Source organism: Bradyrhizobium sp. G127, assembly GCF_021502575.1.
Classification (GTDB): Bacteria; Pseudomonadota; Alphaproteobacteria; order Rhizobiales; family Xanthobacteraceae; genus Afipia.
The window spans coordinates 424,243-449,855 of record NZ_JAKFGN010000001.1 but is presented as its reverse complement, the minus strand read 5'-3'; the positions used below and the strand labels follow the sequence as shown (position 1 = coordinate 449,855).

Below are 25,613 nucleotides of genomic sequence, written 5' to 3'. Positions count from 1 at the left end.
GAAGTGTCCGGCGGGCGCGAGCCTAGGTCAACTTCCTGAATAATCCGACAAACGGCTTGTTTCCGAATGTCCGGAAACGGGTAACCGGCTGCCAACCACAACCGGCACGTCCCTTGCGATGTTGCATGTGGAAGACGCATTGCGTCTCGAAATGAAACAGGCGATGGCAGGCAATGACCGTTTCAAGGATCACGTTGGCGATCGGGCCGAATACGACCAAAGTGGAAGCCGCCGATGGCGTCCCTGCACAAGAGGCCGTTCCCTCCCGGGCGTTGATTCCGGTCGGGCGCACGGAACGGATTCCGGGATCGCGCGCCGCGCGGCCAGATGCATCGTTCGTGGCCCACCTGATCGCGATGGCTGAACATGCGCCCCAGACACGAGCAATGCGCCGAGAGACCCCGGCCACCGCCCATGCGCTGTATGACCGCACAACGGTGAAGGGCGCACGCGGTTACGGCAGGGTGTTATCGCAGATCGCTTGAAACGATCACGCCTTGGGCTGAGGGTGCGGTCCGCGCTCTGGCTCGTGATCGGACACCAGATCGGCAACGCTCCAGTCCGCGATCTTGCGCTCCGGTGCAGGGGGCACAACCGGAGCAGGCGCAGGGCTTTCGGAATTCCGGATCACCGCCAGTGACGGCACCGGCTTCGGTGCTGCCTCTGGCTGCGGCTCAAGCCGAGGCTCGGCTGCATGCTCCGTTGGCCCGAACGCTGGCTCAACCGGCTTGGGGGCCTGAGGCACCGGATCGAAGGATGGCTCGGACGGCGCGCGGCTGGCCGGGGCCGACACCGCATCGTCTGTGACGTCCACAGGCGGAGCCACGGGCGCTATAGCAGGCGCCGGACGATGCCGGTTCCGGAGACTCAGGGAGACGCCCGCGAGAAATTCTACTGCCATCAGCACCGTGAGCATGAAGAAGGCCGACGTGCCGAACGGCGCCAGCAGCAGAAATTCTGCCACTGCAGCGCCAAATACGATCAGCGACAGCAAATGATCGGTGAGATATCGCGCGCCCGGCCGCGATGCTTTGATGACTTCGAGCAGCAGCAACAGCGCGCCGAGCGTCAGCAGTGCATCGCCGAACGTCGGCGTCCAGGCGACTCCCGACATCAACCGAACGTCGATGATCGGCGTGGTGAACGCCACGCCGGGCATCAGAAACACGAAGATGTTGTAGATCGCGAACGGAATCAGAAGCAGCGGGAAACCGATCATCGCCGGCAGCTTTCTCGGAACGACATCCTGTGGGCGCTTGTCGTCACATGGGTGTGTGGCGTTCTTATGGAAGGCGTTCGCAATGCCTTTCCGCCACCATCACACCGCTCGCGCTGCGCGAGGCAGCGCGAACGGAGAAGGGCATCAGTCCTTCTTGACCTTCAGGACCTGACGGCCCTTGTACATGCCGGTCTTGAGGTCGAGGTGGTGCGGACGGCGCAGTTCGCCCGAATCCTTGTCCTCAACGTAAGTCGGCTTCTTGAGCGCGTCCGCCGAGCGGCGCATGCCGCGGCGTGACGGCGAGGTTTTCCTGCGTGGAACGGCCATGGGATCGTCGTCCTCTAAATCAAGGCTCACCCGCCGGGCGGGGGCTCTCCAGAATTCGGATTGAGGTCGGGCTTATAGAGGAAGCCGAACCCGAAAGCTAGAGCATGGACCTGCAGAAAATAAGCCAAAACGGCCTAAAATCAGCGATTCCGGCCCCAGCAATTGGAGATTTCAGCCGACTGCGCCCGTTGCATGTAGGTTCCGGCCAGCCTTCTGACGCCCGGGCCCGGCGCGCGGGCGCTCCGGGTGACTGGATTTGGCAGGATCGAGGCGAGCAGAGCGGCTTCCTGCGCCGACAGCGCCGAGGCGGAACGGCCAAATGCATAGTTTGCGCCGGCTTGGGCGCCGAACTGCCCGCTCGGGCCCAATTCCGCGACGTTGAGATACAGTTCCAGGATGCGCTTTTTCGGCAGCACCAAGTCGATCCACAGCGCCAGCGGAAATTCCAGCGCCTTGCGAACCACGCTGCGGCCCGGCCACAAAAACAGGTTCTTGGCTACTTGCTGCGTGATGGTCGAGCCACCGCGCGACACCTCGCCATCCTGCGCCTCTTCAAGGATGTCCTGCACCGAATCCCAGTCGATGCCGCGATGGGAACAGAATTTGGCGTCCTCCGCCGCCACCACGGACCGCGGCAGGGCCGGCGCGATGGCGTCGATATCGACCCATGTCCGGGTCACCGGCTCGCCTGTCAGAAACCGGCCGATCATCAGCGTCGAGATGGGGTGACCCGCACTGTAGATTGGCGTCAGGACATAGGGCAAAAGCACCAGTCCCAGCACGCCCAGCACAATCATACGGATCAATCGTCGCATCACGCCTCATGCCCTGATGACTGTTGTAGCTAGCAGAAACCCGCAGCCCTGCTCTAGCCAAATCCCGGTCTGGAGCCGGTCCGGCGGAATTGACGCGGACGATGCCATGACCGATTGTCCGCCGAAATTTGCGTCCCTTTGGAGTTTTTGATGACCAGCGGCACTTCACCACAGGATTTCATGAAACGGCTCGACGCCACCGCAGCGGACACCGAGACGCTGCTGACGCGGCTCTTGTCCGACACGCCGCTGTCAGGCGAGATCGAGCGCCCGCGCCGGCTGATGGAATCGATGCGGTATTCGAGCCTCAACGGCGGCAAGCGGCTGCGCCCGTTTCTGGTGGTGGAAAGCGCCGCTGTGTTCGGCGTGCCCCGAGACGCGGCGCTGATGGCGGGTGCGGCGCTTGAATGCATCCATTGCTACTCGCTGATCCATGATGACCTGCCGTCGATGGACAACAGCGACCTGCGCCGCGGGCGGCCTACGGCGCACAAGAAATACGACGACGCCACTGCAATCCTCGCCGGCGACGGGCTTCTCACCATCGCCTTCGACATCATCACCCGTGACGAGGTCCACAAGGATCCGACGGTGCGATTGCTGCTGACCCGCGCACTGGCGCGCGCCGCGGGCGTCGGCGGCATGGTCGGCGGACAGATCATGGATCTCGCCGGCGAGGGCCGCTTCGGCGATCGCGAGCCGCCCGATGTCGCGAAGTTGCAGCAGATGAAGACCGGCGCTCTGCTCAAGTACGGCTGCATTGCCGGCGCTTTGCTCGGCCAGGCGCCGAAGGATCACTACGACGCCCTCGATACCTATGGTCATGCGCTGGGCGAAGCTTTCCAGATTGCCGACGATCTGCTCGACGTCGAAGGCGATGCCGCAGCCCTTGGCAAGCCGGCCGGACAGGACGCCGCCGCAGGCAAGACGACCTTCGTCACGCTGCTTGGTATCGACGGCGCGAAGGCCCGCGTGCGTGATCTCCTGACGCAGGCCGACGCAGCGCTCGCCCCGTTCGGCGCGAAGGGCGATGTCCTGCGCGCGGCGTCGCGGTTCGTCGCTGAGCGGCAGAATTAGGATAGAGATGGCAGGCAAGAACGACGGCGATCCCTATCTGCACCGCCTCAGGGCGATGCCGAAACCAATCCGCATCGTTCTTGCCCGGCCACGTCTGTTTGTCTCGCTCGCCATCGGTCTCGCATCCCTCCTGGTGCTGCCGGAATCGCTGCGCATCGCGACGCGGCTGCTCATCGCCTGGGACATTTCCATCGCGTTCTACATCACGCTCGCCTTCGTGCTGTTTCTGTCGTGCGACAGCGAGCGCATCCGCAGGCTGGCCGCGCTTCAAGATGACGGACGCTTCCTGATCCTGATTCTGACGGCCGTCGCGGCCTTCGCCAGCATCGCTGCTATCGTGGTGGAACTCGGCATCAAGCCGCAGCGGGCGCCGCAGCTCATCCTTGCGGTCGTGACCATCGTTCTGTCATGGAGCGCGATCCACACCACCTTCGCGCTTCACTACGCGCACGAATACTATCGCGGCCGGAACATTGGCGGGCTCGCCTTTCCCGGCGGCGAAAAGGGTCCCGACTACTGGGATTTCGTCTACTTCTCCTTCGTGATTGGCATGACGGCGCAGGTGTCCGACGTCGGCATTACCGACAAGATTATTCGCCGCACCGCCACCGCGCACGGCGTCGCCTCCTTCATTTTCAACACCGCGCTGGTGGCCCTGATGGTCAACATCGCGGCCAGCGCAATCTGACTGTCCCGATGGTATCGACGTTCCTGACATTTCTTCTTGTCCTGACGGTGCTGGGAGCGTCCGCCACGCTGGCGAAGAAACTGGCGATTGCGCCCGCCATCGTCTTTCTGATCGTCGGCATCGTTCTCGCCTTCACGCCCGGATTTCCACGCATCGAGATCAAGCCGGAAGGCGTGCTGTTGCTGGTGCTGCCGCCGCTGATCTATTCGGCGGGCGTCTCGATGAGCTGGCGCGAGTTCAAGTCCAATCTGCGGCCGATCACCCTGCTCGCCATTGGCTGCGTGATCTTCACCACATGCGCGGTGGCGGCTGCCGCGCATTGGGTTCTCGGTCTGCCGTGGGGGGTCGGCTTCGTGCTCGGCGCGATCGTGTCGCCGCCGGATGTGGTGGCACCGCTCGCCATCGCCCGGCGGCTGAAATTGCCGCATCGCATTCTCGTCATTCTCGAGGGTGAAGGCCTTGCCAACGACGCGACCGCGCTGATCCTGTATCGCTTCGCGGTGCTCGCCGTTTCGACCGGAATGTTTTCGCTCGCGCCCGCCGCGGGCACGTTCATGGCGATCATCGTGGGCGAAGTCATCTTCGGCATCGCGGTCGGCTGGCTCAGCCTGCGGCTGCGGCAGTGGGCGCATGATCCCCGCGTAGAGATCGCGCTCTCGCTGCTAACGCCATATCTCGCCTTCTGGGTTCCGGAACATTTCGGCGGTTCAGGCGTGATCGCGACCGTCGCAACCGGCCTCTATGTGAGCTGGAACGGTCCGCTACTGATTCCCGCAAGCACCCGCCTGCAAGGCATCTTCTTCTGGGACATGGTAACTTGGTTGATCGAAGGCGTGTTGTTCCTGATGATCGGTTTCGAAACCCGGGTGCTGGTGGAAAAATCCAAAGACCTTCCGGTCGGTGAGATTTTTGCGGCGATCGGGATCATCTCCGTGATCGTTGTGGTGGCGCGCTTCCTGTGGGTTTTTCCGGGTACCTATCTCACGCGCGTATTCAGCAAGCGGCTCGCGGCCCGCGACCCTGTTCCATCTTGGCGCGGCATCGTCGTCATCGGCTTCACCGGCATTCGCGGTGTCGTTTCTTTGGCGGTTGCGCTCGCGGTCCCGTTGACGCTTCCCAATGGTCAGGAATTTCCACATCGCGACCTCATTCTGTTCATCACCTTTGGCGTGATCTTCGTTACACTGGTCGGGATCGGACTGACGCTGCCGCTGGTGGTGAAGATGCTCGGGCTGTCGAAACACGGTCGGCTCGAAGCCATCCACGAGCGCGAAGCGGAAATCGCCGCACGGCGGGAGATCCTCGAAGCCGCGCGCGGCTCGCTCGACACAATCATCAGGGAGCGCAACCTGCCCGAAGGCCTCGCTCGGTTTCTTGAGGCCCGTCACGAGACGCGCATGCGCGCGCTTCCGGAGCCGCCGCGGGAAGAAGGTCAGTTCACGCCGGCAACGCGCGGGGCCTCGCTGGTGCGCGAGATCATCACCATCGAGCGCACCTATCTGCACAAGCTGCTGCGCGACGGCAGGATCACCGACGAAACCCGGCGGCGGATCGAACGCGATCTCGATCTTGAGGAAGCCGTAGTCGACAATCGTGAAAAAAACCTGCCGCTGTGATTGCGAGCAGGTTTCCTTATGCGGACGATGCGGGAAGATTATTATTCCGCCGCCGTGACAGCCGGAGCCTTCGCGGCCGCGCCATAACGCTGATCGATATAATCGATCACCAGCGCCTTGAAGTCCTGCGCAATGGTCGGGCCGCGCAGCGTGCGGAATTTCTGACCATCCACGAACACCGGCGCGGCCGGCGTTTCGCCCGTACCCGGCAATGAAATGCCGATGTTGGCGTGCTTGGATTCGCCGGGGCCGTTGACGATGCAGCCCATCACCGCGACGTTGAGTTCCTCAACGCCGGGATAGCGGGTCTTCCAGGTCGGCATTTCATCTCGAATGAACGCCTGAATGTCGCGCGCCAGTTCCTGGAATACCGTCGACGTGGTGCGACCGCAGCCGGGGCATGCCGCAACCAGCGGCACGAAGGTGCGAAAGCCCATGGTCTGGAGAATTTCCTGACCGACCTTCACTTCGATGGTGCGGTCGCCGCCCGGCTCCGGCGTCAACGAAACGCGGATGGTATCGCCGATGCCGTCCTGAAGCAGGATGCCGAGCGCCGCGGACGATGCGACGATGCCCTTTGAGCCCATACCGGCTTCGGTGAGGCCAAGATGGATGGCGTAATCTGAACGCGCCGCCAGTTCGCGGTAGACTGCGATCAGGTCCTGCACGTTGGAGACTTTCGCCGACAGGATCATGCGGTTCTTCGGAAGACCAATCTCTTCAGCGCGCGCCGCCGACAGCAGTGCCGACTGGACCATCGCCTCGCGCGTCACCGCGCGGGCATCGATCGGATTCGGCGACTTGGCGTTCTCTTCCATCAGCTTGGTCAGCAATTCCTGATCGAGCGAGCCCCAGTTGGCGCCGATACGGATGGTCTTGCCGTGCTTGAGCGCCATCTCGACAATGTCGGTGAACTGCGTATCGCGCTTGTTCTTGAAACCGACATTGCCGGGATTGATGCGGTACTTGGACAATGCCGCCGCGCATGCCGGATGATCGGCGAGCAGCTTGTGGCCGATGTAGTGAAAATCGCCGATCAGCGGCACGTCGACGCCGAGCTTGTCGAGTTTCTCGCGGATATGCGGAACGGCGGCCGCAGCCTCGTCGCGGTCCACCGTGATGCGGACCATTTCGGAACCGGCGCGGGCCAAGGCTGCGACCTGCGTGACGGTACCTTCGATGTCCGCGGTATCGGTATTGGTCATCGACTGCACCACGATCGGTGCGCCGCCTCCGACCTTGACGTTGCCGACGACAACCTGGACCGTGCGGTGGCGCCCCTTGGGCCCGGCCTCGATGGCTCTGGTTCGTTCTTTCAGATCGCTCACTTCGAAATCCCTTTCGGGGCTCAAATATCAGTTTTTTGTGACGGGGAGCAGCGGATCACCACCTGCCTCGCCAGGGCGGTTTACCAGATATAGGCCCGCCATGACCAGAAGGGCAGCCCCCGCAAAGGCCGGAGTCAGGTGGTCATGCATCACGAAATAGCCGCCAATGACCCCAAACAAGGGCGTCATAAAGGTAAATGACGACAGTTTGCTGGCCGAATAGGACTTTATGAGAAAGAACCAGATCAGGAATGTCGTTCCGACAACCCAGAAGGTCTGGTAGGCCATCGACAACCAGGCCACCTGTCCCGGCATATGGGTGATGCTTTCGCCCGAGATAGCAGCTCCCAGGGCCAAAATCGGGATCGAAACAGCAACCTGATACGCCAGCGTTTTCTCGGCCGGAGCCTGCAACAGCCGCGACGCCTTCACGGTCAGCGTGGTCGCGGCCCACAGGATGCCGCCGCCCACCACCATGATGTCTCCCAGAATGACGCTGGCATCCACCGACGGCTGCGGTACGCCGATAGCCAGCGCGACGCCCGCGAAGGACAGCGCGAGCCCGCTCCACTGCAAGCCGCTCAGGTGCTCGCCAAGAAACCGTCTGGAACCGAGCGCCACCACGAACGGAGCAACATACAGAAACACCACCGCCCGCGACGCCGTGGTATAGAGCAGCCCGCGATAGATCAGGATGAACTCGAGACCGAAGAGCAGTCCGGCGAGCAACCCCGGCTTCAGCGTGCCGTCGCGCCTGAACATCGGCACCCCTCGCACCCACGCCACCAGCAGCAGAACGAGCAATCCGCCCGTTGACCGCATCGTGGCTTGCAACAGCGGCGGAATGTCAGGAAGCGCCAGTTTGACCGCGATTTGATTGAAGCCCCAGCTCAGGCACAGCATCACCATCAAGGCAACGGCCGTTGCGCTCAGGGGACGCCCCGATGCTGTGGTCTTCAAACGATCTGATGACATGCCACCCCGTGTCCGGCTTTGCGCCGTGTTGTTGTTTTCAAAACATGATGCGGAAAGATGCGAAGCGGCTTTCGGACACCATCATGCTCCGGAGATTACGCCACCCGCTGGCAATGGGCGCAGGTGCCGGTGATTTCCACCACCGACATTTTCGGCGCGAAGCCGGTGCCGCGCGCGGCGGCGTTGAAACTCTGCGCCAGCGGAGCTGCCGGAATTTCTCCGACCGATCCGCAAGTCTCGCAAATCAGGAACGCCACCACCGAAGTCTCGTCATGATTGTGCGCGCACGCCAGAAACGCGTTGCGGCTTTCGATGCGGTGAACGAGACCGTTCTCCATCAGGAAATCCAGCGCGCGATAAACCGTGATTGGCGCCGGGCGCGGCATGGTCTTGGCGAGTTCGTCGATCACCTCATAGGCGCCGAGCGGCCGATGGCTCGACAGCAACGCGCCCAGCACCTGCCGCCGGATCGGCGTGAATTTCTGACCGCGTCCCGCGCAGACTTTTTCAGCATGTGAGAAAGCGTCCTCGGCACAGCGGCCGTGGTCATGATCCGGATCTGGGAAGACAGGCTTCGCGTATTTCATTGGCTCAATATGTAGTGCGGATAATGTGATTCCGCTCATGATTTAATCGGCATGATCTGCATGAATATTTCGCAACGCACCATTTTCTATTGCGCCGCATCATAAAAGCCCCAAATCATCAGTCTAGAACAAGCCGGGCAGGCGGAAGCCCTGATAGCCTCCAATCCAGAGAAAGAGCTGATGGCGACCACCCTCAAAACCTACCTCGACACGCTCTCGCCCTGGAATTTTTCCGGCGCGCGCAAGGCGAGTACCGCGAAGAAGATCAATCTCGCGCTCCAGGGCGGTGGATCGCACGGTGCTTTCACCTGGGGAGTGCTGGACCATCTGTTGTCCGACGGCCGGCTCGAGATCACCGGCATTTCCGGCGCGTCCGCCGGCGCCCTGAACGCCGTCATGGTCGCCGACGGTCTCGCACGCGGCGGACCGGAGGAGGCGCGCAAGCGGCTGGCGGCCTTCTGGCGCGCGACCAGCACTGGCGGCGATCTGCCGCCGATCCAGCGCGCGATCACCGACCGGATGTTTTCGCTGATGCCGTTTGCATCCACGCCGATCCAGAACTGGTTCGAGGCGATGGCGCATTACTTCTCGCCCTACGAACTCAATCCGCTCAATATCAATCCGCTGAGCGACCTGATCTCGCGCTTCGTCGATTTCGACGCCATCCGCAGCAACACCGATCTCGCGCTCTACATCTCGGCAACCAACGTGCACACCGGCCGATTGCGAATATTCACCAACGAGAAAATCACCGCCGATGTGGTGATGGCGTCCGCGGCGCTGCCGTTCATGTTTCGCGCCGTCGAAATCGATGGCGTGCCTTACTGGGACGGCGGCTACATGGGCAATCCCGCGATCTTTCCGTTCCTGCATGCGACGGAAGCCGAAGATGTGCTGGTGGTCCAGATCAATCCGGTGTCGCGCGCCACCACGCCGAAAACCTCCGGCGAGATTATCAACCGGCTGAACGAGATCACTTTCAACTCGGCGCTGATCTCCGAATTGCGCACGATGGATTTCGTCAATCAGTTGATCGACGACGGGCGCCTGCCTCGCGGGACGGGAAGCGATCAATACCGCAGGCTCAACATCCATCGCATCGACCTCGGCCCGCTTGGCAACCGTCTCGCAGCATCGAGCAAGATGAAAACCGACTTCGAATTCTTCGAACTGCTGCACCGCGCCGGCATGCGCGCCGCCAAGAAATTTCTCGATAACCACTTCGACGACATCGGCCGCAAGAGCACCATCGACCTCGCCGCCGAATCCGGCGTTGAATGGGCGTGACCGCCGATCGATCTGGCAAACTTCACAAATCCGTGTTTATGCCTGAACTGCATGGCTCATATTGGAATTTCCCGGCTTCTTGAATTGATAAGCTAGCTTATTATAGCTGTTGCTTATCGATGGAACCCGCCGATGCTCAAGGGCAATCCCGACTTTCTGTTCGCGCTGTTCGAGACCCAGCGGATGCTGCGGCTCTATGCCGACAAGCTGGCGGTGAGCCACGGCATCACCCGCGCGCAATGGGCCGTGCTGGCGAAACTCGAGCGCACCGAAGGTCTCAAACAATCCGAACTCGCCGAGATGATGGAGATGCAGCCGATCACGCTCACGCGGCTGATCGATCGGCTTTGCGCCAACGATCTGATCGAGCGCCGCGAGGACGCGAAAGACCGCCGCGCCAACCGGCTCTATCTGCGTCCCGCCGCGTTGCCGCTGTTGAAAAAACTCGGGCACCTGCGGGCCGAAATTACGCAAGCGGCGTTAGGCCACCTGAACGCAACCGAAGCCGCCGATCTGGTCGGACAACTCGAATCCATCAAGGACAACATCCGCGACGCTCTGCTGAGCGCCGACAAGAAGACAAAGGAACAGCGTTATGGCTGACCCGATCGTGAAATTTCCAGCCGAACAAAAGCTGACGGAAAAGCCAGTACCGCCGACGGCGGAGACGCCGGGCAGAAACTGGGGCCAGACATTGCGCGACAAGCGCCGCACGCTGTTGCTCGTGGTGCTGCCGCTTGCCGTACTGATTGGCGGCGTCGCGTTCTATCTGTCAGGCGGACGCTACGCGACCACCGACGATGCCTATGTCGGCGCGCAGAAGGTTCTCATCACGCCCGACATCTCCGGCAAGATCGAGAAGGTTCTGGTCAAGGAAGGCCAGCGGGTCAAAGCGGGCGACGAATTGTTCGAGATCGATCCGGTGCCGTTCCGCTTCGCGCTTCAGCAGGCGCAGGCGACGCTGGAGACCGCGAAGACGAATTTCAACAATCTGCGCGACAATGTAAAAATCTACACGCAGATGCTCGATCTGGCCAATCAAGGGGTGGATTTGAAACAGCGCGATGTTGAGCGCAAGGCGTCATTGGTCAAATCCCAGGCTGGATCGCAACTCGATCTCGATACCTCGACCACCAATCTCGTTCTCGCCCGCGCGCAGCTTGAACTGCTGCAACAACAGCTTTCCAGCGCCAAGAATCAGTTGCTCGGCAATCCCGATTTGCCGCTCGAACAGTTTCCTCCCTACTTTCAGGCAAAAGCCGCACTCGATCAGGCACAGCGTAATCTCGATCACACCGTGCTCCGCGCACCGATCGACGGTACCGCGACCCAGGTGGATAGCATCCAACTCGGACGTTTCGTCGCGGCGGGCTCACCAGTGTTCAGCGTCATCGACGACGCCAACCCGTGGGTGGATGCCAATCTGAAGGAATCCGATCTCACCTATGTGGCGAAGGGACAACCCGTCACCATGTCGATCGACGCGTTCCCCGACCACACCTTCGTGGGCAAGGTCGGCTCGCTCAGCCCCGGCACCGGCGCGCAGTTCGCGATCCTGCCGCCGCAGAACTCCACCGGCAACTTCGTCAAGGTGGTGCAGCGCGTACCGGTGCGCATCTATTTCGACAGGAACGACAAGGCCGTTCAGAAGCTCAAGGCAGGCATGAGCACCTATGTCTGGGTTGATACGGGACATCGGCGCTCGCTCGCAGGCCTTCTCGGATTCTCCTCCGCTTCGGCGCAGGAGGACGCCCGGTGACCGCCGCCGCCCCCGCCTCCACGGCGGCGGTCCCGGGATTTCGCCGCAACATGGTGACGATCTGCGCCATGACGGCGACGATCATGCAGGCGCTCGACACCACGATCGCAAACGTCGCGCTGCCCTATATGCAGGGCACGCTTTCGGCTTCGCAGGACCAGATCAACTGGGTGCTGACGTCCTACATTGTAGCCGCCGCGATCATGACCGCCCCGGTGGGCTGGATCGCCAATCGTTTCGGGCGCAAGAAAATTTTCATCGTTTGCTCAGCCGGTTTCACCATCGCCTCGGTGATGTGCGGACTCGCTCAAGATATCACGCAGATGGTGTTGTTCCGCCTGCTGCAAGGCGTGTTCGGTGCGGCTCTCGTTCCGCTGTCGCAGGCGGTGATGCTCGACTCCTATGCGCTGCACGAACGTGCCAAGGCGATGTCGATCTGGGGCATGGGCGTGATGTTGGGGCCGATCATGGGCCCGTCATTAGGAGCCTGGCTGACAGAAGCCTATTCCTGGCACTGGGTCTTCTTCGTCAACATTCCGTTCGGCATCGTCACGGTTGCCGGCCTCATCATTTTCATGGATGAAACGAAGACAGATAACGCGCTGAAGTTCGACTGGTTCGGCTTCGGTGCGCTGGCCATCGGTATCGGCGCGATGCAGGTCGCGCTCGACCGCGGCGAACAACTGGGCTGGCTGGAATCGCCGGAGATCGTCGCGGAAGCGATCCTGTCGATCGCCGGATTCTATTATTTCTTCGCCCATTCGTTCACGACAAAGCGCCCTTTCATCCAGTTTGCGATCTTCAGGGACCGCAACTTCATCGGTGGCTGCGTGTTCATGGCCGTGATGGGTCTTGTGCTCTACAGCACGATGGCGCTCGCCTCGCCATATCTGCAGAACGTCATCGGCTACCCGATCCTGACCGCAGGACTTCTGCTGGCGACACGTGGCTTCGGCACCTTCGTCGCCATGATGCTGGTGGGAAGAACCATGAAATTCATCGAGGCGCGCACGCTGATCGCGAGCGGCATGCTTCTGATGTCGGCATCGCTGTACTTCATGACCGGATGGACCGACCAGACCGGCGTTCCGACCATCATCGTCGTCAGTATCGCGCAAGGCTTCGGACTCGGGCTGGTGTTCGTGCCGCTGAGTACGGTCGCGTTCATGACGCTGCCCAACCATCTGCGCACCGACGGCACGTCTATGCTGACGCTGGTCCGCAACGTCGCAAGTTCGGTGGGCATTTCCGTAGTGACTGCCAAGCTAACTGAGGGCGGGCGTGAGGCCTACGCGATCATCAACGAGAACGTGACGCCGTTCAACAAGCCGATGCAAATGCCGGACGTCGCCGGCATCGTCAACATGGGCACGGATGCCGGCCGCGCGATCATGGACGCACTGATCGGCGTGCAGGCGCAGATCATCGCCTTCTCATGGGATTATCAGCTGGTGATGATCATCACCCTGCTCGCCGCGCCGCTCGCCATCATGATCGGATCGACCAAGGCGGTCCTGCGCCAGCAATCGCAAGCGCCGGATCATGCCGCGGTAATGGAATAGCCAAGCACTGAAACCTCATGGTGAGGGGCGCTCTTGCGCCGTCTCGAACCATGAGGATTGTTAACGCCTCATCCTTCGAGACGCGACCAAACGGTCGCTCCTCAGGATGAGGACACATGCGACGATCAGTTCAGCTTCTCGATTGCTGCCGCGGCGCCCTGGCCGACGCCGACGCACATGGTCGCGAGCGCATACTTGCCGCCGCGCTTTTCCAGACCGTGTACTGCCGTCAACACCAGACGCGCACCGCTCATGCCGAGCGGATGGCCCAGCGCAATCGCGCCGCCATGCGGGTTGACGAAATCCGCATCTTCCGTGACGCCGAGCTGGCGCAGTACCGCGATTCCCTGCGATGCAAAGGCCTCGTTGAGTTCGATCAGATCGATGTCACCGATCTTGAGACCCAGCCGTTCCAGTAGCTTGCGCACCGCGGGCACCGGGCCGATGCCCATGACGCGCGGCGCGACACCCGCGGATGCATGGCCGAGCAGCTTCGCCCGCGGCGTCAGGCCATGCTTTTTCACGGCCGCTTCCGACGCGAGGACCAGCGCCGCAGCGCCGTCGTTGATGCCCGAAGCATTGCCCGCAGTCACCGTGCCGTTGGGACGGACAACCGGCTTCAGCTTGGCGAGACCTTCGATCGTGGTTTCGGGACGCGGATGCTCGTCCTTGTCGACGACGATGGGGCCGACCTTGCCGCCCGGAATCGTGATCGGCGTGATCTCTTCCGCAAAATAGCCCGCGGCGATGGCCTTGCCAGCCCGCTGCTGCGAGCGGATCGCGAACGCGTCCTGATCGGCGCGCGAAATCTGGTATTCCTCGGCAACGTTCTCGCCGGTCTCCGGCATCGAGTCGACGCCGTAGTGCTGCTTCATCAGCGGATTGACGAAACGCCAGCCGATGGTGGTGTCGTAGGTCTCGACCGCGCGAGAATAAGCTTCGGTCGCCTTGCCTGTGACGAACGGCGCGCGGGTCATGGATTCCACACCGCCTGCGATGGCGAAATCGATCTCTCCGGCGCGAATGGCACGGGCCATGCCGCCGACGGCATCGAGACCCGACGCGCAAAGCCGGTTCACCGTCATGCCGGGCACTGTTTCCGGCAAGCCCGCCAGCAAGAGCGCCATGCGCGCGACGTTGCGGTTGTCCTCGCCAGCCTGGTTGGCACAGCCATAGGCGACTTCATCCAGCGCACCCCAATCGGCCTTCGGGTTGCGCTCCATCAGGGCCTTGATCGGCGCCGCTGCCAGATCGTCCGCACGCACCTTCGCCAGCGAACCGCCGAAACGGCCGATAGGCGTGCGCACCGCATCGCAAATGAAAACATCACGCATGGTCATTCTCCCTGGAGTTCGTTCGGACTTATGGCACCCTCGGCTGCCGCGAGTTTTAGGAAGCACGATGCGGAAGGTCAAATAATGGATGGCCGAAACGGCCTTTCTAAGTGGCAGAGCGGCCATGCGCGCACCGACGCAAGGCGTGGAAAACGCCCTGCGTCATTCCACCAGGCGAAAGAACTTTGCTAGTGTTCCGCCCATGACCATGCATTCCACGCTACCTGCACCGCCGACGCCCGAACTCGCCTCCACCGAGGCGGCCGGCCGCGTCACGCCGATGATGGAACAGTATCTCGAGATCAAAGCGGCCAATCCGGGGCTGCTGCTGTTCTACCGGATGGGCGATTTCTACGAATTGTTCTTCGAGGATGCGGAAACCGCCTCGCGCGCGCTCGGCATCACGCTGACCAAGCGCGGCAAGCACGCGGGCGAAGACATCCCGATGTGCGGCGTGCCAGTGGAGCGCTCCGACGACTATTTGCACAGGCTGATCGCGCTCGGCCACCGCGTGGCCGTGTGCGAGCAAACCGAGAATCCAGCCGAGGCCCGCAAGCGCGGCAACAAGAGCGTGGTGCGGCGCGATGTGGTGCGGCTGGTGACGCCGGGCACGCTGACCGAAGACAACCTGCTCGATGCCAAGGCCAACAATTACCTGCTGGCGATTGCGCGGGCGAAGGGATCCTCCTCTGCCGGCGACCGGATCGGGTTGGCGTGGATCGACATTTCGACAGCGGAATTCAGCGTTACCGAATGCGGCGCGGGCGAGCTTGGCGCGACGCTGGCGCGGATCAATCCCAATGAAGTGATCGTCACCGACGCACTCTACTCAGACCCGGAACTGTCCGCGCTGTTCCGCACACTGGCGGCCGTCACGCCGGTGACACGCGACATCTTCGACGGCGCTACCGCCGAGCGAAGGCTGTGCGATTATTTCGCCGTCGCAACGATGGATGGCTTCGGCGCCATGTCGCGGCTTGAGGCCACTGCCGCCGCCGCCGCCGTGACTTATGTGGATCGCACCCAGGTCGGCCACCATCTGCCGCTGTCACCGCCGGCGCGCGAGGCCGCCGGCACTACCATGGCGATCGATCCCGCCACCCGCGCCAATCTCGAATTGACCCGCACGCTGGCGGGCGAACGGCGCGGCTCGCTACTCGATGCCATCGATTGCACGGTGACCGCCGCTGGATCACGGCTTCTTGCGCAACGCCTCGCAGCGCCCTTGACGGACAGTGCGACCATCTCACATCGCCTCGATGCGGTGGCGATTTTCGCAAACGACAGCGCCGCACGTGACGACCTGCGCAATATCCTGCGCGCCGCGCCGGACATGTCGCGCGCGCTGGCGCGGCTGTCGGTCGGGCGTGGCGGGCCGCGCGATCTTGCGGCGCTGCGCGACGGTATTCTCGCCGCGGACAAGACCGTGGAACGGCTATCGCGCATCGAGAAACTTCCGCGCGACATCACGATCGCGATCGACGCACTCCGCCGCCCCTCCCGCAACCTCGCGCACGAATTTGCCCGCGGCCTCGCAGATGAATTGCCGCTGTTCAAGCGCGACGGCGGCTTTGTGCGCGCCGGCTACGAAGCGACACTCGACGAGACCCGCAACCTGCGCGATGCCTCGCGCCTCGTGGTTGCCGCCATGCAGGCGCGGTACGCCGACGACACCGGCGTCAAGGGCCTCAAGATCCGCCACAACAACGTGCTCGGGTATTTCGTGGAGGTCACCGCGCAGCACGGCGACAAGCTGATGGCCGCGCCGCTGAATGCGACCTTCATTCACCGGCAAACGCTGGCGGGTCAGGTGCGCTTCACCACTACCGAGCTTGGCGAGATCGAAGCCAAGATCGCCAATGCCGGCGACCGTGCGCTCGGCCTTGAACTCGACATCTTCGACAGGTTGTGCGCGCAGGCTGTCGCGGCCGGCGACGATCTGCGCGCCGCCGCGCACGCGTTTGCCCTGCTGGATGTTACCGCTTCGCTGGCGAAACTTGCGATTGACGAGAACTACACGCGGCCCGTGGTCGATAACTCGCTGAAGTTCTCCATCGAAGGCGGACGGCACCCGGTGGTCGAGCAGGCGCTGAAGCGCGACGGCCAGCCCTTCATCGCCAATGCCTGCGACCTGTCGCCGGGACCGGGACAATCCTCTGGACAGATCTGGCTGCTGACCGGCCCGAACATGGCCGGCAAATCGACTTTCCTGCGCCAGAACGCGCTGATCGCGCTGATGGCGCAGATCGGCAGCTTCGTGCCGGCGAAGCTCGCGCATATCGGCATCGTGGACCGGCTGTTCTCCCGCGTCGGTGCTGCGGATGATCTTGCGCGCGGCCGCTCCACATTCATGGTCGAGATGGTGGAGACCGCGGCGATCCTCAATCAGGCGACCGAGCGCGCTCTGGTGATCCTCGACGAGATCGGGCGTGGCACATCGACCTTTGACGGCCTGTCGATCGCGTGGGCATCGATCGAACACCTGCATGAGAGCAATCGCTGTCGTGCGCTGTTCGCGACGCATTATCACGAACTGACCGCGCTGTCGGCCAACCTGCCGCGCTTGTTCAACGCCACCGTGCGGGTCAAGGAATGGCAGGGCGACGTGGTGTTCCTGCACGAAGTGCTGCCGGGATCGGCCGACCGTTCCTACGGCATTCAGGTGGCGAAGCTCGCGGGGCTTCCGGCGGCTGTCGTTGCACGTGCAAAATCGGTGCTGGCGAAACTCGAAGCACAGGATCGCGGCACCACGGCGCGGGCGCTGGCCGACGATCTGCCGCTGTTCGCGGTGCCTTCGCGCGCGGCCGCCGAACTGCAGCCGCCGAGCGCCGCGGACCAGATTGCCGATGCGCTCAACGCCTTGCATCCAGACGAGATGTCGCCGCGCGAGGCGCTGGACGCGCTCTATACGTTGAAGGCGAAGCTGCCGAAGTAGCAAGAAATGAAATCCTCATCCTGAGGAGCGCGCCTTTTGCGCGCGTCTCGAAGGATGAGGATTGAAGCCCTCATGGTTCGAGACGGCGCAAGAGCGCCTCCTCACCATGAGGAACGCGATCATACCCGATTGATCGACACGATCGTCTTCGGGCCATTCTTGATGGTTTGGTACACGACGCAATATCGCTCGGTCAGTTTCAGCAACTGGTCGAGCTTGTCCTGTGGCGCGTCAGTGTCCACATCGAAGCGCAGGCGAATTTCCGCGAAGCCCACCGGCGCTTCCTTGTCGACGCCAAGCGTGCCACGAAAATCGAGATCGCCTTCGGCAATGACATTTCCTGATTTCAGCGGCGCATCGATGGCGGTCGCGACCGACTTCAGCGTCACGCCGGCGCAGGCCACCAGCGCCTCGAGCAGCATGTCGCCCGAACACAGTTCAAGTCCCGAGCCGCCGGTGGCGGGATGCAATCCCGCAATCGCGGCGGCCGCCTTGCCGGTTTGGACCTTGCAGGAGAGGCCTTCGCTGTCGAGCGAACCCTTCGCCTTCAACGTGATGAACGCCGCCTTGGGATCGGCCTTGTAGCGATCTTTAATAGGCGCCTGCATGGCGCGAAGTTCGGCTGAATCCATTTTCTTGTTCTCCATCCTTCATCACCAACAGCGCCGGAGGCAAGTTATTCCGACTTATATCCCCTCGCCGACCGTCAGCAAATCGTCAGCCGGGCGAACAGCGCGATTGAGCGAGCGGTCCAGCGAGGCCAGCACCTGATGCTTGACGGTCTCGAAAGCGGTCGAGGTCCGGTCGCGCGGACGCGTCAGATCGACCTTGATTTCCTCGAACAGCCGTCCCGGCCGGGGACGCATCACCACGATGCGATCCGCCAGCACCACGGCTTCATCGACATCGTGGGTCACCAGAATCAGCGTCGGCTTGGTGTCGGCCCACAGATCAAGCAGATGGTCCTGCAAATCCGCGCGGGTGAACGCATCCAGCGCCGAGAACGGCTCATCCAGCAGCAGCACCTCCGGCGAAGGCACCAAGGCCCGCGCGATAGCGACGCGCTGCGCCTGGCCGCCGGACAACTCGCGCGGCCAGGCGTTGGCCTTGTCGGCGAGACCCACCCGCGCCAAAGCGCGGGCAACCCTCTGCTGGCGTTCCGCGGACGGCAAATCGCCAAGCCCGAAACCGATATTGTCGGCGACGCTCAGCCACGGCAGCAGGCGCGGCTCCTGAAAGATGATGCCGATCTTTTCGTGCGGGGCCGTGATGCCGATGGTGTCGAGCGTGACGGAGCCGGTCGTCCCACGATCAAGACCGGCGATTGCACGCAGCAGCGTGGATTTTCCGCAGCCTGAGCCGCCGATGATGGCGACGATCTCGCCGGGCAGGATGCCTGCCGAGAAGTTCTCCAGCGCGTGGACGCCATTCGGATAGGTCTTGCCGACATGATCGAGAACGAGCATCAGGCCGCTCCTGCATGTGTACTGAACGAATCCTGCCAACGCAGGAATGGCGCCGCGATCAGTTGGATCAGCCAGTCGGTGATCTTGCCGAGAACCGCGAACACGATGATCGCAGCGACAATCTGCGCCGGCTTGCCGAGCTGCTGGCCGTCGGTGAGCAGATAGCCGAGGCCTTCGGATGCGCCCATGAATTCCGCTGCAACCACGAACATCCATCCCAATCCGAGGCCGGAACGCAGCGAGATCACGTAAGCCGGCAGCACCGCGGGCAGTAGAATGCGCCGGATCATCGCAAAGCCGTTGAGACGGAAGATGCGGCCGACCTCGACGATCTTGCGATCGACGCTGAGGATCGCGCCGGTGACGCCGAGATAGATCGGAAAGAATACGCCGACCGCGATCAATGCCACTTTCGATGTCTCGAAAATGCCAAGCCACAGGATGAACAGCGGCACCCAGGCGATGGACGGAATTGCGCGCAACGCCTGCAACGTCGGATCGAGCAGCCGCCGCGCCAGCGTCCAGTAACCGCAGATCGCGCCGAACACCGTTCCGGCCAGAACCCCGAGCCCGAATCCCGCACCGACACGGCTCAGCGTCGCGAGGATGTGCCGGCTCAACTCTCCGCTTGCGGACAGTTCAATCAGCGTCTGCCAGATACGGCTGGGTGGCGGCACCAGCCGCCCGTTGGAATAGCCGAAGCGCACCGCGAGTTCCCACGCCAGCGCAAGTCCGATCGGCAACAGCAGACCGAGCGCCGGCCGCGCATACCGGCGCAAGCGTTCGGCAGGACGCGATGCTCCTCGCTCTTCAAGGGCTTCAGACGCTGCCGTGTCGAATGTCATGGCCATAGCAAACACCGCTTATCGCACAGGATTGCAAGGGATGCTCATCGCAGAGGCCCGCACGCTTGCGCATACGGGCCTTGGGACTTCTCATTTGCACGGCACGTTTCAATTCGTCGGCAGCGGCACCTGATCGTCGATCAGCGCATCCACCGTCGCCTTCACATCGACACCCGGCTGGATCACACCGGCCTGCTGAAGCGCAAGACCTGCCGCCAGAATCGACTCGCGCTGTGGCGCGCCGATCCGGTTATGCGTCAGTTCGGTGCGCTCCTTGAGCTGCTTATCGACAACGGTCTCCGGCAGCTTGGTCACGGCAATGAAGCCCTTCTTCAGTTCATCGTAGTTGGCGAGCGAGTATTTGCGCGCCTCCTCGTAAACCGCGAGTACGCGCTGAACGATCTTCGGATTGTCCTTCAGGAACTGTTCGCGAACATTGAGGACGCCCCAGGTGTTGGCTTCGGGCTTGCGGAAAAACAATTTCGCGCCGTCTTCGACCTCGGCCTGTGCCATCATCGGATCGAGCCCCGCCCATGCGTCGACGTCGCCCCGGATCAGCGCGGCCTTGCCGTCGGCATGTTGCAATAGCACCGGCGTGATGTCCTTGTCGGTCAGGCCCGCGTCGAGCAGCGCGCGGACAAGGAAGATATGTGGATCGGTGCCGCGCGTGACGGCCACGCGCTTGCCCTTCAGGTCGGCGACCTTTGCGATCTTGGAATCCTTGCCTGTGACGAGCGCGGTCCATTCGGGACGCGAATAGACATAGATCGACTTGATCGGATTGCCGTTGATCCTGGCGACCAGCGCTGCCGAACCTGCGGTCGAGCCGAAATCGATCGAACCGGCATTGAGGAATTCAAGCGCCTTGTTGGAACCGGCAGATTGCACCCAGACGATCTTGATGCCGTCCTTCTCGAATTCCTTTTCGAGCAGACCCTTCTCTTTCAGGATGATGGAAACCGGATTGTAGGTCGCCCAGTCGATGGCGATCTGCTTCGGCGCATCGGCGGTGAATGCCGCGCCGGGTGCCAGCACGGCACCGGCAACAAAGCCGGCGAAAGCGCGTCGCGAGAGTTTGAACATCGTCGTCTCCATCTGGATGATCGGGAATCGGAATGCGGTCGGGATTGACACGTTTTCGACATCCCGAACGCAAGAAATCATTATGTTTTTCAATGAGTTATTCAACATGGTCAACGAGAAAATATCGCCGCGGATGAAGCCCGAGGGAGAACGCTGTTTCGGCAACACCGTGAAAAACAGAAGAGATGGCTTCTGTCGCCACAATCCGCTGATGACACCGCTGCCGCCGTCCGTTATCCGGATGGAATGGACAGTGTGACGGCAGCCCCTCCGACAGACGTGAAACCGGTTTTCGACACCGCACGTATCGTGACGGAGATCGACGCGCTCGCGAAAAAACACGCGGGGAAGGACGATGTCTTCCGCAACGCAATTACACAGTTGCTGAAGGGCGAACTGGCAGAGGCGCGCGAAGCGGCACAGGCGCAGTTGCTGAAGGATCGCCATGGGCGGCGCTGCGCCGAGCGGCTGTGTCTCGTGCAGGATGAAATCATTCGCATCCTGTTCAATGCCGCAACCAAGCATCTCTACCATTCGCCGACACCGTCAGACTCCGAACGCATGGCGGTGGTCGCGACCGGCGGTTACGGCCGCGGTCTGATGGCGCCGGAATCCGACATCGATCTCCTTTTCATCCTGCCCTACAAGCAGACCGCGTGGGGTGAGCAGGTCGCGGAAGCCATCCTCTATTGTCTCTGGGACATGGGCCTGAAGGTCGGCCATGCCACGCGTTCGATCGACGAGTCGATCCGTCAGGCGCGCGCCGACATGACCATCCGCACGTCGGTGCTGGAAACCAGGTTTCTCACTGGCGACAAGGCGCTTTACGACGAACTGGTCACACGCTTCGACCATGACGTCGTGGCCGGCACGGCTGCCGAATTCGTCGCGGCCAAACTCGCCGAACGCGAGGAGCGGCATCGGCGTGCCGGCCAGTCGCGCTATCTGGTCGAACCGAACGTGAAGGACGGCAAGGGCGGCCTGCGCGATCTGCACACGCTGTTCTGGATCGCCAAATACGTCTACCGGGTCCACAACGCCGCGGACCTCGTTCAACACGGCGTCTTCGACGCGCAGGAATACCGCACGTTCCGTCGTTGCGAGGATTTCCTGTGGTCGGTCCGCTGCAACATGCATTTTTTCACCAGCCGCCCCGAAGAACGGCTGTCGTTCGAAATGCAGCGCGAGATCGCCCAGCGGCTCGGCTATACCTCGCATCCAGGCATGCAGGACGTCGAGCGTTTCATGAAGCACTACTTCCTGATCGCCAAGGAAGTGGGTGACCTCACTGCGATCCTGTGCGCCAAGCTGGAAGATCAGGAGACCAAGCCCGCGCCGGTACTGAGCCGGATGATGGCGCGGCTGCGGCCGGGTCGAAAACGCGGCCGCGTTCCGGGCGGCGAAGATTTCATCGTCGACAACAACCGCATCAACCTCGCTGCACCCGACGTCTTCAAGCGCGATCCGGTCAACCTGATCCGCTTCTTCCGCCTTGCACAGGCCAACAATCTGGCGTTCCACCCCGACGCCATGCGGGCGGCGACGCGATCGCTCAATCTCATTACGCAGAAGCTCCGCGAGGACCCCGAAGCCAACAAACTGTTCATGGAGATACTGACGTCGAACGATGCGGAAATCGTGCTGCGGCGGATGAACGAAGCCGGGGTGCTCGGCCGCTTCATTCGCGCGTTCGGGCGGATCGTGTCGATGATGCAGTTCAACATGTATCATCACTACACGGTGGACGAGCATCTGCTGCGTTGTATCGGCATCCTTCAGGACATCGAGCGTGGCGGAAATGACGAATTCGTGGTCGCCACCGACCTGATGCGCAAGATCCGCCCCGAACATCGGGCCGTGATCTACATGGCGGTGTTCCTGCACGACATCGCCAAGGGCCGCCCCGAGGATCATTCCGTCGCTGGCGCGAAGGTGGCACGGCGGCTGTGCCCGCGTTTCGGATTCAATGCCGCCGACACTGAACTGATCGCCTGGCTGATCGAAGAGCACCTCACCATGTCCACGGTGGCGCAGTCGCGCGATCTCTCGGACCGCAAGACTATCGAGAATTTCGCTGCCGTCGTGCAGTCCGTGGAGCAGATGAAGCTGCTGACGATCCTGACCACCGCCGACATCCGGGGCGTCGGTCCTGGCGTCTGGAACGGCTGGAAGGCGCAGCTCATCCGCACACTCTATTACGAAACCGAACCGGTGCTGACCGGCGGCTTCTCCGAGGTCAATCGCGCCCAGCGCATCCAGTCGGCGCAGGCCGAATTTCGCGCCAACTTCACCGAGTGGCCTTCGAGCGAACTCGAGGCCTATATCGCGCGGCACTATCCGGCCTACTGGCTCAAGGTCGAACTGCCGCGCAAGATCCGTCACGCGCGCTTCGTCAAGGCAAGCGAATCCGGCGGTCACAAGCTGGCGGTCAATGTCGGCTTCGACGAGGGACGCGGCGTCACCGAACTGACGATCCTGGCGCCGGACCATCCCTGGCTGCTATCGATCATTGCCGGTGCCTGCGCGTCCGCCGGCGCCAACATCGTCGATGCCCAGATCTACACCACCACTGACGGCATCGCGCTCGACACCATCGCGATCACCCGCGAATACGATCGCGACGACGATGAAGGACGGCGCGCCACCCGCATCGGCGACACCATCGAGCAGGTGCTGGAAGGCAAGCTGCGGTTACCGGACATGATGGCGCGACGCACGGCCGCAAAGACGAAGTTCAAGCCGTTCGTGGTTGAGCCGGAAGTCACCATCAACAACCAGTGGTCGGACCTCTACACGGTCATCGAGGTCTCCGGTCTCGACCGCCCGGGACTGCTGTTTCAGCTCACCACCGCGATCTCGAAGCTCAATCTCAACATCGCGTCCGCGCATGTCGCGACTTTTGGCGAACGCGCCCGCGACGTGTTCTATGTCACCGACCTGCTCGGCGCGCAGATTACCGCGCCGACGCGGCAGGCCGCGATCAAGCGGGCGTTGATCCATCTGCTCGCCAATGGCGACGCCGCAGAAAAACCGGCGGCCTGATTTTCTGAATCAGGTCCGTTTAAATGTCGCGCCTTCGTGCGCGAGCAGCCATTGCTTGCGCTCCAGCCCGCCGCCATAGCCGGTGAGCGAGCCGTCGGCTCCGATCAGCCGGTGACACGGCACGACCACGCCGACGGGGTTTGCGCCATTGGCCAGACCCACCGCTCGCGCGGCGTTGGGCGCTTTCAGCCGAGCGGCCATGATTCCGTAACTCGACGTTTGACCTGCGGGAATTGTTTGCAGCTTCATCCAGACCTTGCGCTGGAACGCCGTTCCGTTGGCGCGCCATTTGATGGTGCTGAGCTGACCGAGGTCACCGGCGAAATAGGCCTTGAGCGGGCGCGTGATGTCCTTCGGGGCTGATCCTTTCACCAGGGCACATTCACCATAGTGCCGCCTCAGCAGCAGGTGCATCCGCGCTTCATGGTCGGACCAGTCGAGCGCGCGCAGGGCACCCTCGTCATCGGTCACCAGCAAAGCGGTGCCGATCGGCGTTTCAAACCGGTCGAGATGAAAATGTTCGGGTTGCTTTGCCGCCATGTCGAATGCCCTTGGTTGCGTCCTGCGCCCAACATCGCTGCCGCGACGACATATGTCTTGCCGTTTTCCGACAAGTTTTAAGTCACTCCCATTGCGGCGATGTTTGAGACCATCGCATTTCGGGTACGGAGCGTGATAGGTTCCAGTCCTCAACGGCCCGGGGAGTCAACATGACGTACATCGCCAATGGTCTGGTCGCGCTGGTGGCCGCACTGCACACCTATTTTCTGGTGTTGGAGATGTTTCTCTGGACCAAGCCGAAGGGATTGAAAACTTTCGGCAACACCCTCGAGAAGGCGCAGGCCTCCGCGGTCCTTGCCGCCAATCAGGGCCTCTATAACGGTTTTCTCGCCGCCGGACTGATCTGGGGGCTGCTGCATCCGAATCTGGCTTTCGGGTTCCAGATCATGGCGTTCTTTCTGCTGTGCGTGATCGTCGCCGGGCTGTACGGCGGCTACTCGGTGAGCAAGCGGATTATCCTGGTCCAGGCGCTGCCCGCGGCAGTCGCGCTGGTTCTGCTCTGGCTCGCGCGCGCCGCCACCTAAGCTATTACGGAATTTCACCGAAGGTCGCGCCGACCTGCATCGGCGCAGTGCGGATCAACCGCGAATCCTCGACTGCGGCCTGCCGATGCTTGACCGCTTCGCGGTAGACCGGGTCGCGGATCATCTCGACGAATGCCGCGACGCTCGGATACTCGGCGATAAAGCAGTGATCCCACCGCTCCTCCGATGGACCGATCAGCATCAGTTCGAATTTGCCCTGCCAGACAATCCGGCCGCCGAGACGCGTGAAGACAGGCCCGCTTTCCCGTCCGTAGCTCGCATAGGCCTCCGCGCCTGTTGCCTTGCGCCCATCGGGATATTTTGCCTGCGCATGCAGCCGCACCAGGTTCAGCATATGGATCGGACCGGGACGGTTGTTGTCGCGGAACGCTCCGAAAACCTCTTTAGTGGGATCGATATGTCCGATCATGTGGCCTGCCCCTAGTAAAGATCGGGCGACAAGCTGTCGCGGACCGCCGCCCCCTGTCAAGGCGACCCGGATTTGCCATCGCATCCAGTTCGGGGGGTATTGGGTGGCCGAAGATGCTAAGTCTGAATCCTCGTTAACCTTTGCGTAACGCGC

At 62.2% G+C, this 25,613-nt stretch carries 25 protein-coding genes; 12 read left to right on the top strand and 13 right to left on the bottom strand.

The genetic code is table 11. The annotated features are described in order from the left end of the window. Positions 1–173: 173 nt before the first annotated feature. Positions 174–485 carry a hypothetical protein gene (locus LVY71_RS02200; protein ID WP_235097761.1) on the top strand — a complete coding sequence of 104 codons (312 nt, stop codon included), beginning with the start codon at positions 174–176 and terminating at the stop codon, positions 483–485. Positions 486–490: 5 nt separating this feature from the next. Here LVY71_RS02200 and LVY71_RS02195 read toward each other — a convergent pair whose 3' ends face one another. From LVY71_RS02195 to mtgA, 3 genes are all read right to left on the bottom strand, one after another. Next, positions 491–1,219 (bottom strand): hypothetical protein, encoded by a 729-nt coding sequence (locus LVY71_RS02195; RefSeq protein ID WP_235097759.1) that lies wholly within the window; start codon positions 1,217–1,219, stop codon positions 491–493. A 144-nt stretch (positions 1,220–1,363) separates the two neighbouring features. Then, positions 1,364–1,546 (bottom strand): 50S ribosomal protein L32, encoded by a 183-nt coding sequence (gene rpmF, locus LVY71_RS02190; RefSeq protein WP_002713690.1) that lies wholly within the window; start codon positions 1,544–1,546, stop codon positions 1,364–1,366. A gap of 140 nt (positions 1,547–1,686) precedes the next feature. Continuing rightward, positions 1,687–2,361: a monofunctional biosynthetic peptidoglycan transglycosylase gene (mtgA, locus tag LVY71_RS02185; protein WP_235097757.1), complete on the bottom strand. Its 675-nt coding sequence runs from the start codon at positions 2,359–2,361 to the stop codon at positions 1,687–1,689. A 150-nt stretch (positions 2,362–2,511) separates the two neighbouring features. On the opposite strand from mtgA, the gene LVY71_RS02180 reads away from it, so the two are divergent. From LVY71_RS02180 to LVY71_RS02170, 3 genes are read left to right on the top strand one after another with little or no spacing between them, the layout of a single operon-like run. Then, positions 2,512–3,438 carry a polyprenyl synthetase family protein gene (locus LVY71_RS02180; protein ID WP_235097755.1) on the top strand — a complete coding sequence of 309 codons (927 nt, stop codon included), beginning with the start codon at positions 2,512–2,514 and terminating at the stop codon, positions 3,436–3,438. A 7-nt stretch (positions 3,439–3,445) separates the two neighbouring features. Continuing rightward, complete coding sequence (locus LVY71_RS02175; protein ID WP_235097753.1) at positions 3,446–4,126, top strand: DUF1345 domain-containing protein; 681 nt, start codon at positions 3,446–3,448, stop codon at positions 4,124–4,126. An 8-nt stretch (positions 4,127–4,134) separates the two neighbouring features. Then, positions 4,135–5,742 (top strand): Na+/H+ antiporter, encoded by a 1,608-nt coding sequence (locus tag LVY71_RS02170; protein ID WP_235097751.1) that lies wholly within the window; start codon positions 4,135–4,137, stop codon positions 5,740–5,742. Positions 5,743–5,783: 41 nt separating this feature from the next. Here the strand turns inward: LVY71_RS02170 and ispG are convergent, their stop codons facing one another. The 3 genes from ispG to LVY71_RS02155 form a co-directional block, all read right to left on the bottom strand. Beyond that, positions 5,784–7,070, bottom strand: a complete 1,287-nt coding sequence (gene ispG, locus LVY71_RS02165) for a flavodoxin-dependent (E)-4-hydroxy-3-methylbut-2-enyl-diphosphate synthase (RefSeq protein ID WP_235097749.1) — start codon at positions 7,068–7,070, stop codon at positions 5,784–5,786. Between the two features lie 27 nt (positions 7,071–7,097). Continuing rightward, positions 7,098–8,045 carry a DMT family transporter gene (locus LVY71_RS02160; RefSeq protein WP_235097747.1) on the bottom strand — a complete coding sequence of 316 codons (948 nt, stop codon included), beginning with the start codon at positions 8,043–8,045 and terminating at the stop codon, positions 7,098–7,100. A gap of 95 nt (positions 8,046–8,140) precedes the next feature. Continuing rightward, positions 8,141–8,632 (bottom strand): Fur family transcriptional regulator, encoded by a 492-nt coding sequence (locus LVY71_RS02155; RefSeq protein WP_235099990.1) that lies wholly within the window; start codon positions 8,630–8,632, stop codon positions 8,141–8,143. A gap of 180 nt (positions 8,633–8,812) precedes the next feature. Here LVY71_RS02155 and LVY71_RS02150 point away from each other — a divergent pair, with 180 nt between their 5' ends. From LVY71_RS02150 to LVY71_RS02135, 4 genes are all read left to right on the top strand, one after another. Next, the gene (locus LVY71_RS02150; protein WP_235097745.1) at positions 8,813–9,919 is read left to right on the top strand and encodes a patatin-like phospholipase family protein; all 1,107 of its coding nucleotides are present in this window, start codon (positions 8,813–8,815) and stop codon (positions 9,917–9,919) included. 132 nt (positions 9,920–10,051) lie between these two features. After that, positions 10,052–10,522: a MarR family winged helix-turn-helix transcriptional regulator gene (locus LVY71_RS02145; RefSeq protein WP_235097743.1), complete on the top strand. Its 471-nt coding sequence runs from the start codon at positions 10,052–10,054 to the stop codon at positions 10,520–10,522. After that, positions 10,515–11,678: an HlyD family secretion protein gene (locus LVY71_RS02140; RefSeq protein WP_235097741.1), complete on the top strand. Its 1,164-nt coding sequence runs from the start codon at positions 10,515–10,517 to the stop codon at positions 11,676–11,678. The genes LVY71_RS02145 and LVY71_RS02140 overlap by 8 nt, the downstream gene beginning before the upstream one ends. 50 nt (positions 11,679–11,728) lie before the next feature. Continuing rightward, positions 11,729–13,240, top strand: a complete 1,512-nt coding sequence (locus LVY71_RS02135; RefSeq protein ID WP_235099989.1) for an MDR family MFS transporter — start codon at positions 11,729–11,731, stop codon at positions 13,238–13,240. A 125-nt stretch (positions 13,241–13,365) separates the two neighbouring features. On the opposite strand, the gene pcaF is transcribed toward LVY71_RS02135, so the two are convergent. Beyond that, complete coding sequence (pcaF, locus tag LVY71_RS02130; protein ID WP_235097739.1) at positions 13,366–14,574, bottom strand: 3-oxoadipyl-CoA thiolase; 1,209 nt, start codon at positions 14,572–14,574, stop codon at positions 13,366–13,368. Between the two features lie 202 nt (positions 14,575–14,776). Between pcaF and mutS the strand changes: the two genes are divergently transcribed. Beyond that, positions 14,777–17,509: a DNA mismatch repair protein MutS gene (mutS, locus tag LVY71_RS02125; protein ID WP_235097736.1), complete on the top strand. Its 2,733-nt coding sequence runs from the start codon at positions 14,777–14,779 to the stop codon at positions 17,507–17,509. A gap of 119 nt (positions 17,510–17,628) precedes the next feature. On the opposite strand, the gene LVY71_RS02120 is transcribed toward mutS, so the two are convergent. The 4 genes from LVY71_RS02120 to LVY71_RS02105 all read right to left on the bottom strand — a co-directional run bounded on the left by LVY71_RS02120 (position 17,629) and on the right by LVY71_RS02105 (position 20,903). Next, on the bottom strand, positions 17,629–18,141 hold the full coding sequence (locus LVY71_RS02120) for an OsmC family protein (RefSeq protein ID WP_235097734.1): 513 nt from the start codon (positions 18,139–18,141) through the stop codon (positions 17,629–17,631). A 54-nt stretch (positions 18,142–18,195) separates the two neighbouring features. Next, positions 18,196–18,975 carry an ABC transporter ATP-binding protein gene (locus LVY71_RS02115; protein ID WP_235097732.1) on the bottom strand — a complete coding sequence of 260 codons (780 nt, stop codon included), beginning with the start codon at positions 18,973–18,975 and terminating at the stop codon, positions 18,196–18,198. Beyond that, positions 18,975–19,826 carry an ABC transporter permease gene (locus LVY71_RS02110; RefSeq protein WP_235097730.1) on the bottom strand — a complete coding sequence of 284 codons (852 nt, stop codon included), beginning with the start codon at positions 19,824–19,826 and terminating at the stop codon, positions 18,975–18,977. Before LVY71_RS02110 ends, LVY71_RS02115 begins: the two co-directional genes overlap by 1 nt. 102 nt (positions 19,827–19,928) lie before the next feature. Next, positions 19,929–20,903, bottom strand: coding sequence for an aliphatic sulfonate ABC transporter substrate-binding protein (locus tag LVY71_RS02105; RefSeq protein WP_235097728.1), 975 nt, complete (start codon positions 20,901–20,903; stop codon positions 19,929–19,931). Between LVY71_RS02105 and LVY71_RS02100 the strand changes: the two genes are divergently transcribed. Both LVY71_RS02100 and LVY71_RS02095 read left to right on the top strand, forming a co-directional pair. Further along, entirely contained in the window at positions 20,896–21,162 is a 267-nt protein-coding gene (locus LVY71_RS02100; RefSeq protein ID WP_235097726.1) for a hypothetical protein, read from the top strand. The genes LVY71_RS02105 and LVY71_RS02100 overlap by 8 nt on opposite strands. Then, positions 21,150–23,945, top strand: a complete 2,796-nt coding sequence (locus tag LVY71_RS02095) for a [protein-PII] uridylyltransferase (RefSeq protein ID WP_235097723.1) — start codon at positions 21,150–21,152, stop codon at positions 23,943–23,945. The genes LVY71_RS02100 and LVY71_RS02095 overlap by 13 nt, the downstream gene beginning before the upstream one ends. A gap of 9 nt (positions 23,946–23,954) precedes the next feature. On the opposite strand, the gene LVY71_RS02090 is transcribed toward LVY71_RS02095, so the two are convergent. Next, positions 23,955–24,485, bottom strand: coding sequence for a methylated-DNA--[protein]-cysteine S-methyltransferase (locus LVY71_RS02090; RefSeq protein ID WP_235097722.1), 531 nt, complete (start codon positions 24,483–24,485; stop codon positions 23,955–23,957). Positions 24,486–24,655: 170 nt separating this feature from the next. On the opposite strand from LVY71_RS02090, the gene LVY71_RS02085 reads away from it, so the two are divergent. After that, a complete protein-coding gene (locus LVY71_RS02085; protein ID WP_235097720.1) occupies positions 24,656–25,030 on the top strand; it encodes a DUF1304 domain-containing protein in 375 nt (124 codons plus the stop codon). Between the two features lie 4 nt (positions 25,031–25,034). Here LVY71_RS02085 and LVY71_RS02080 read toward each other — a convergent pair whose 3' ends face one another. After that, the gene (locus tag LVY71_RS02080; protein ID WP_235099988.1) at positions 25,035–25,457 is read right to left on the bottom strand and encodes a DUF1330 domain-containing protein; all 423 of its coding nucleotides are present in this window, start codon (positions 25,455–25,457) and stop codon (positions 25,035–25,037) included. Between the last annotated feature and the right edge of the window lie 156 nt (positions 25,458–25,613).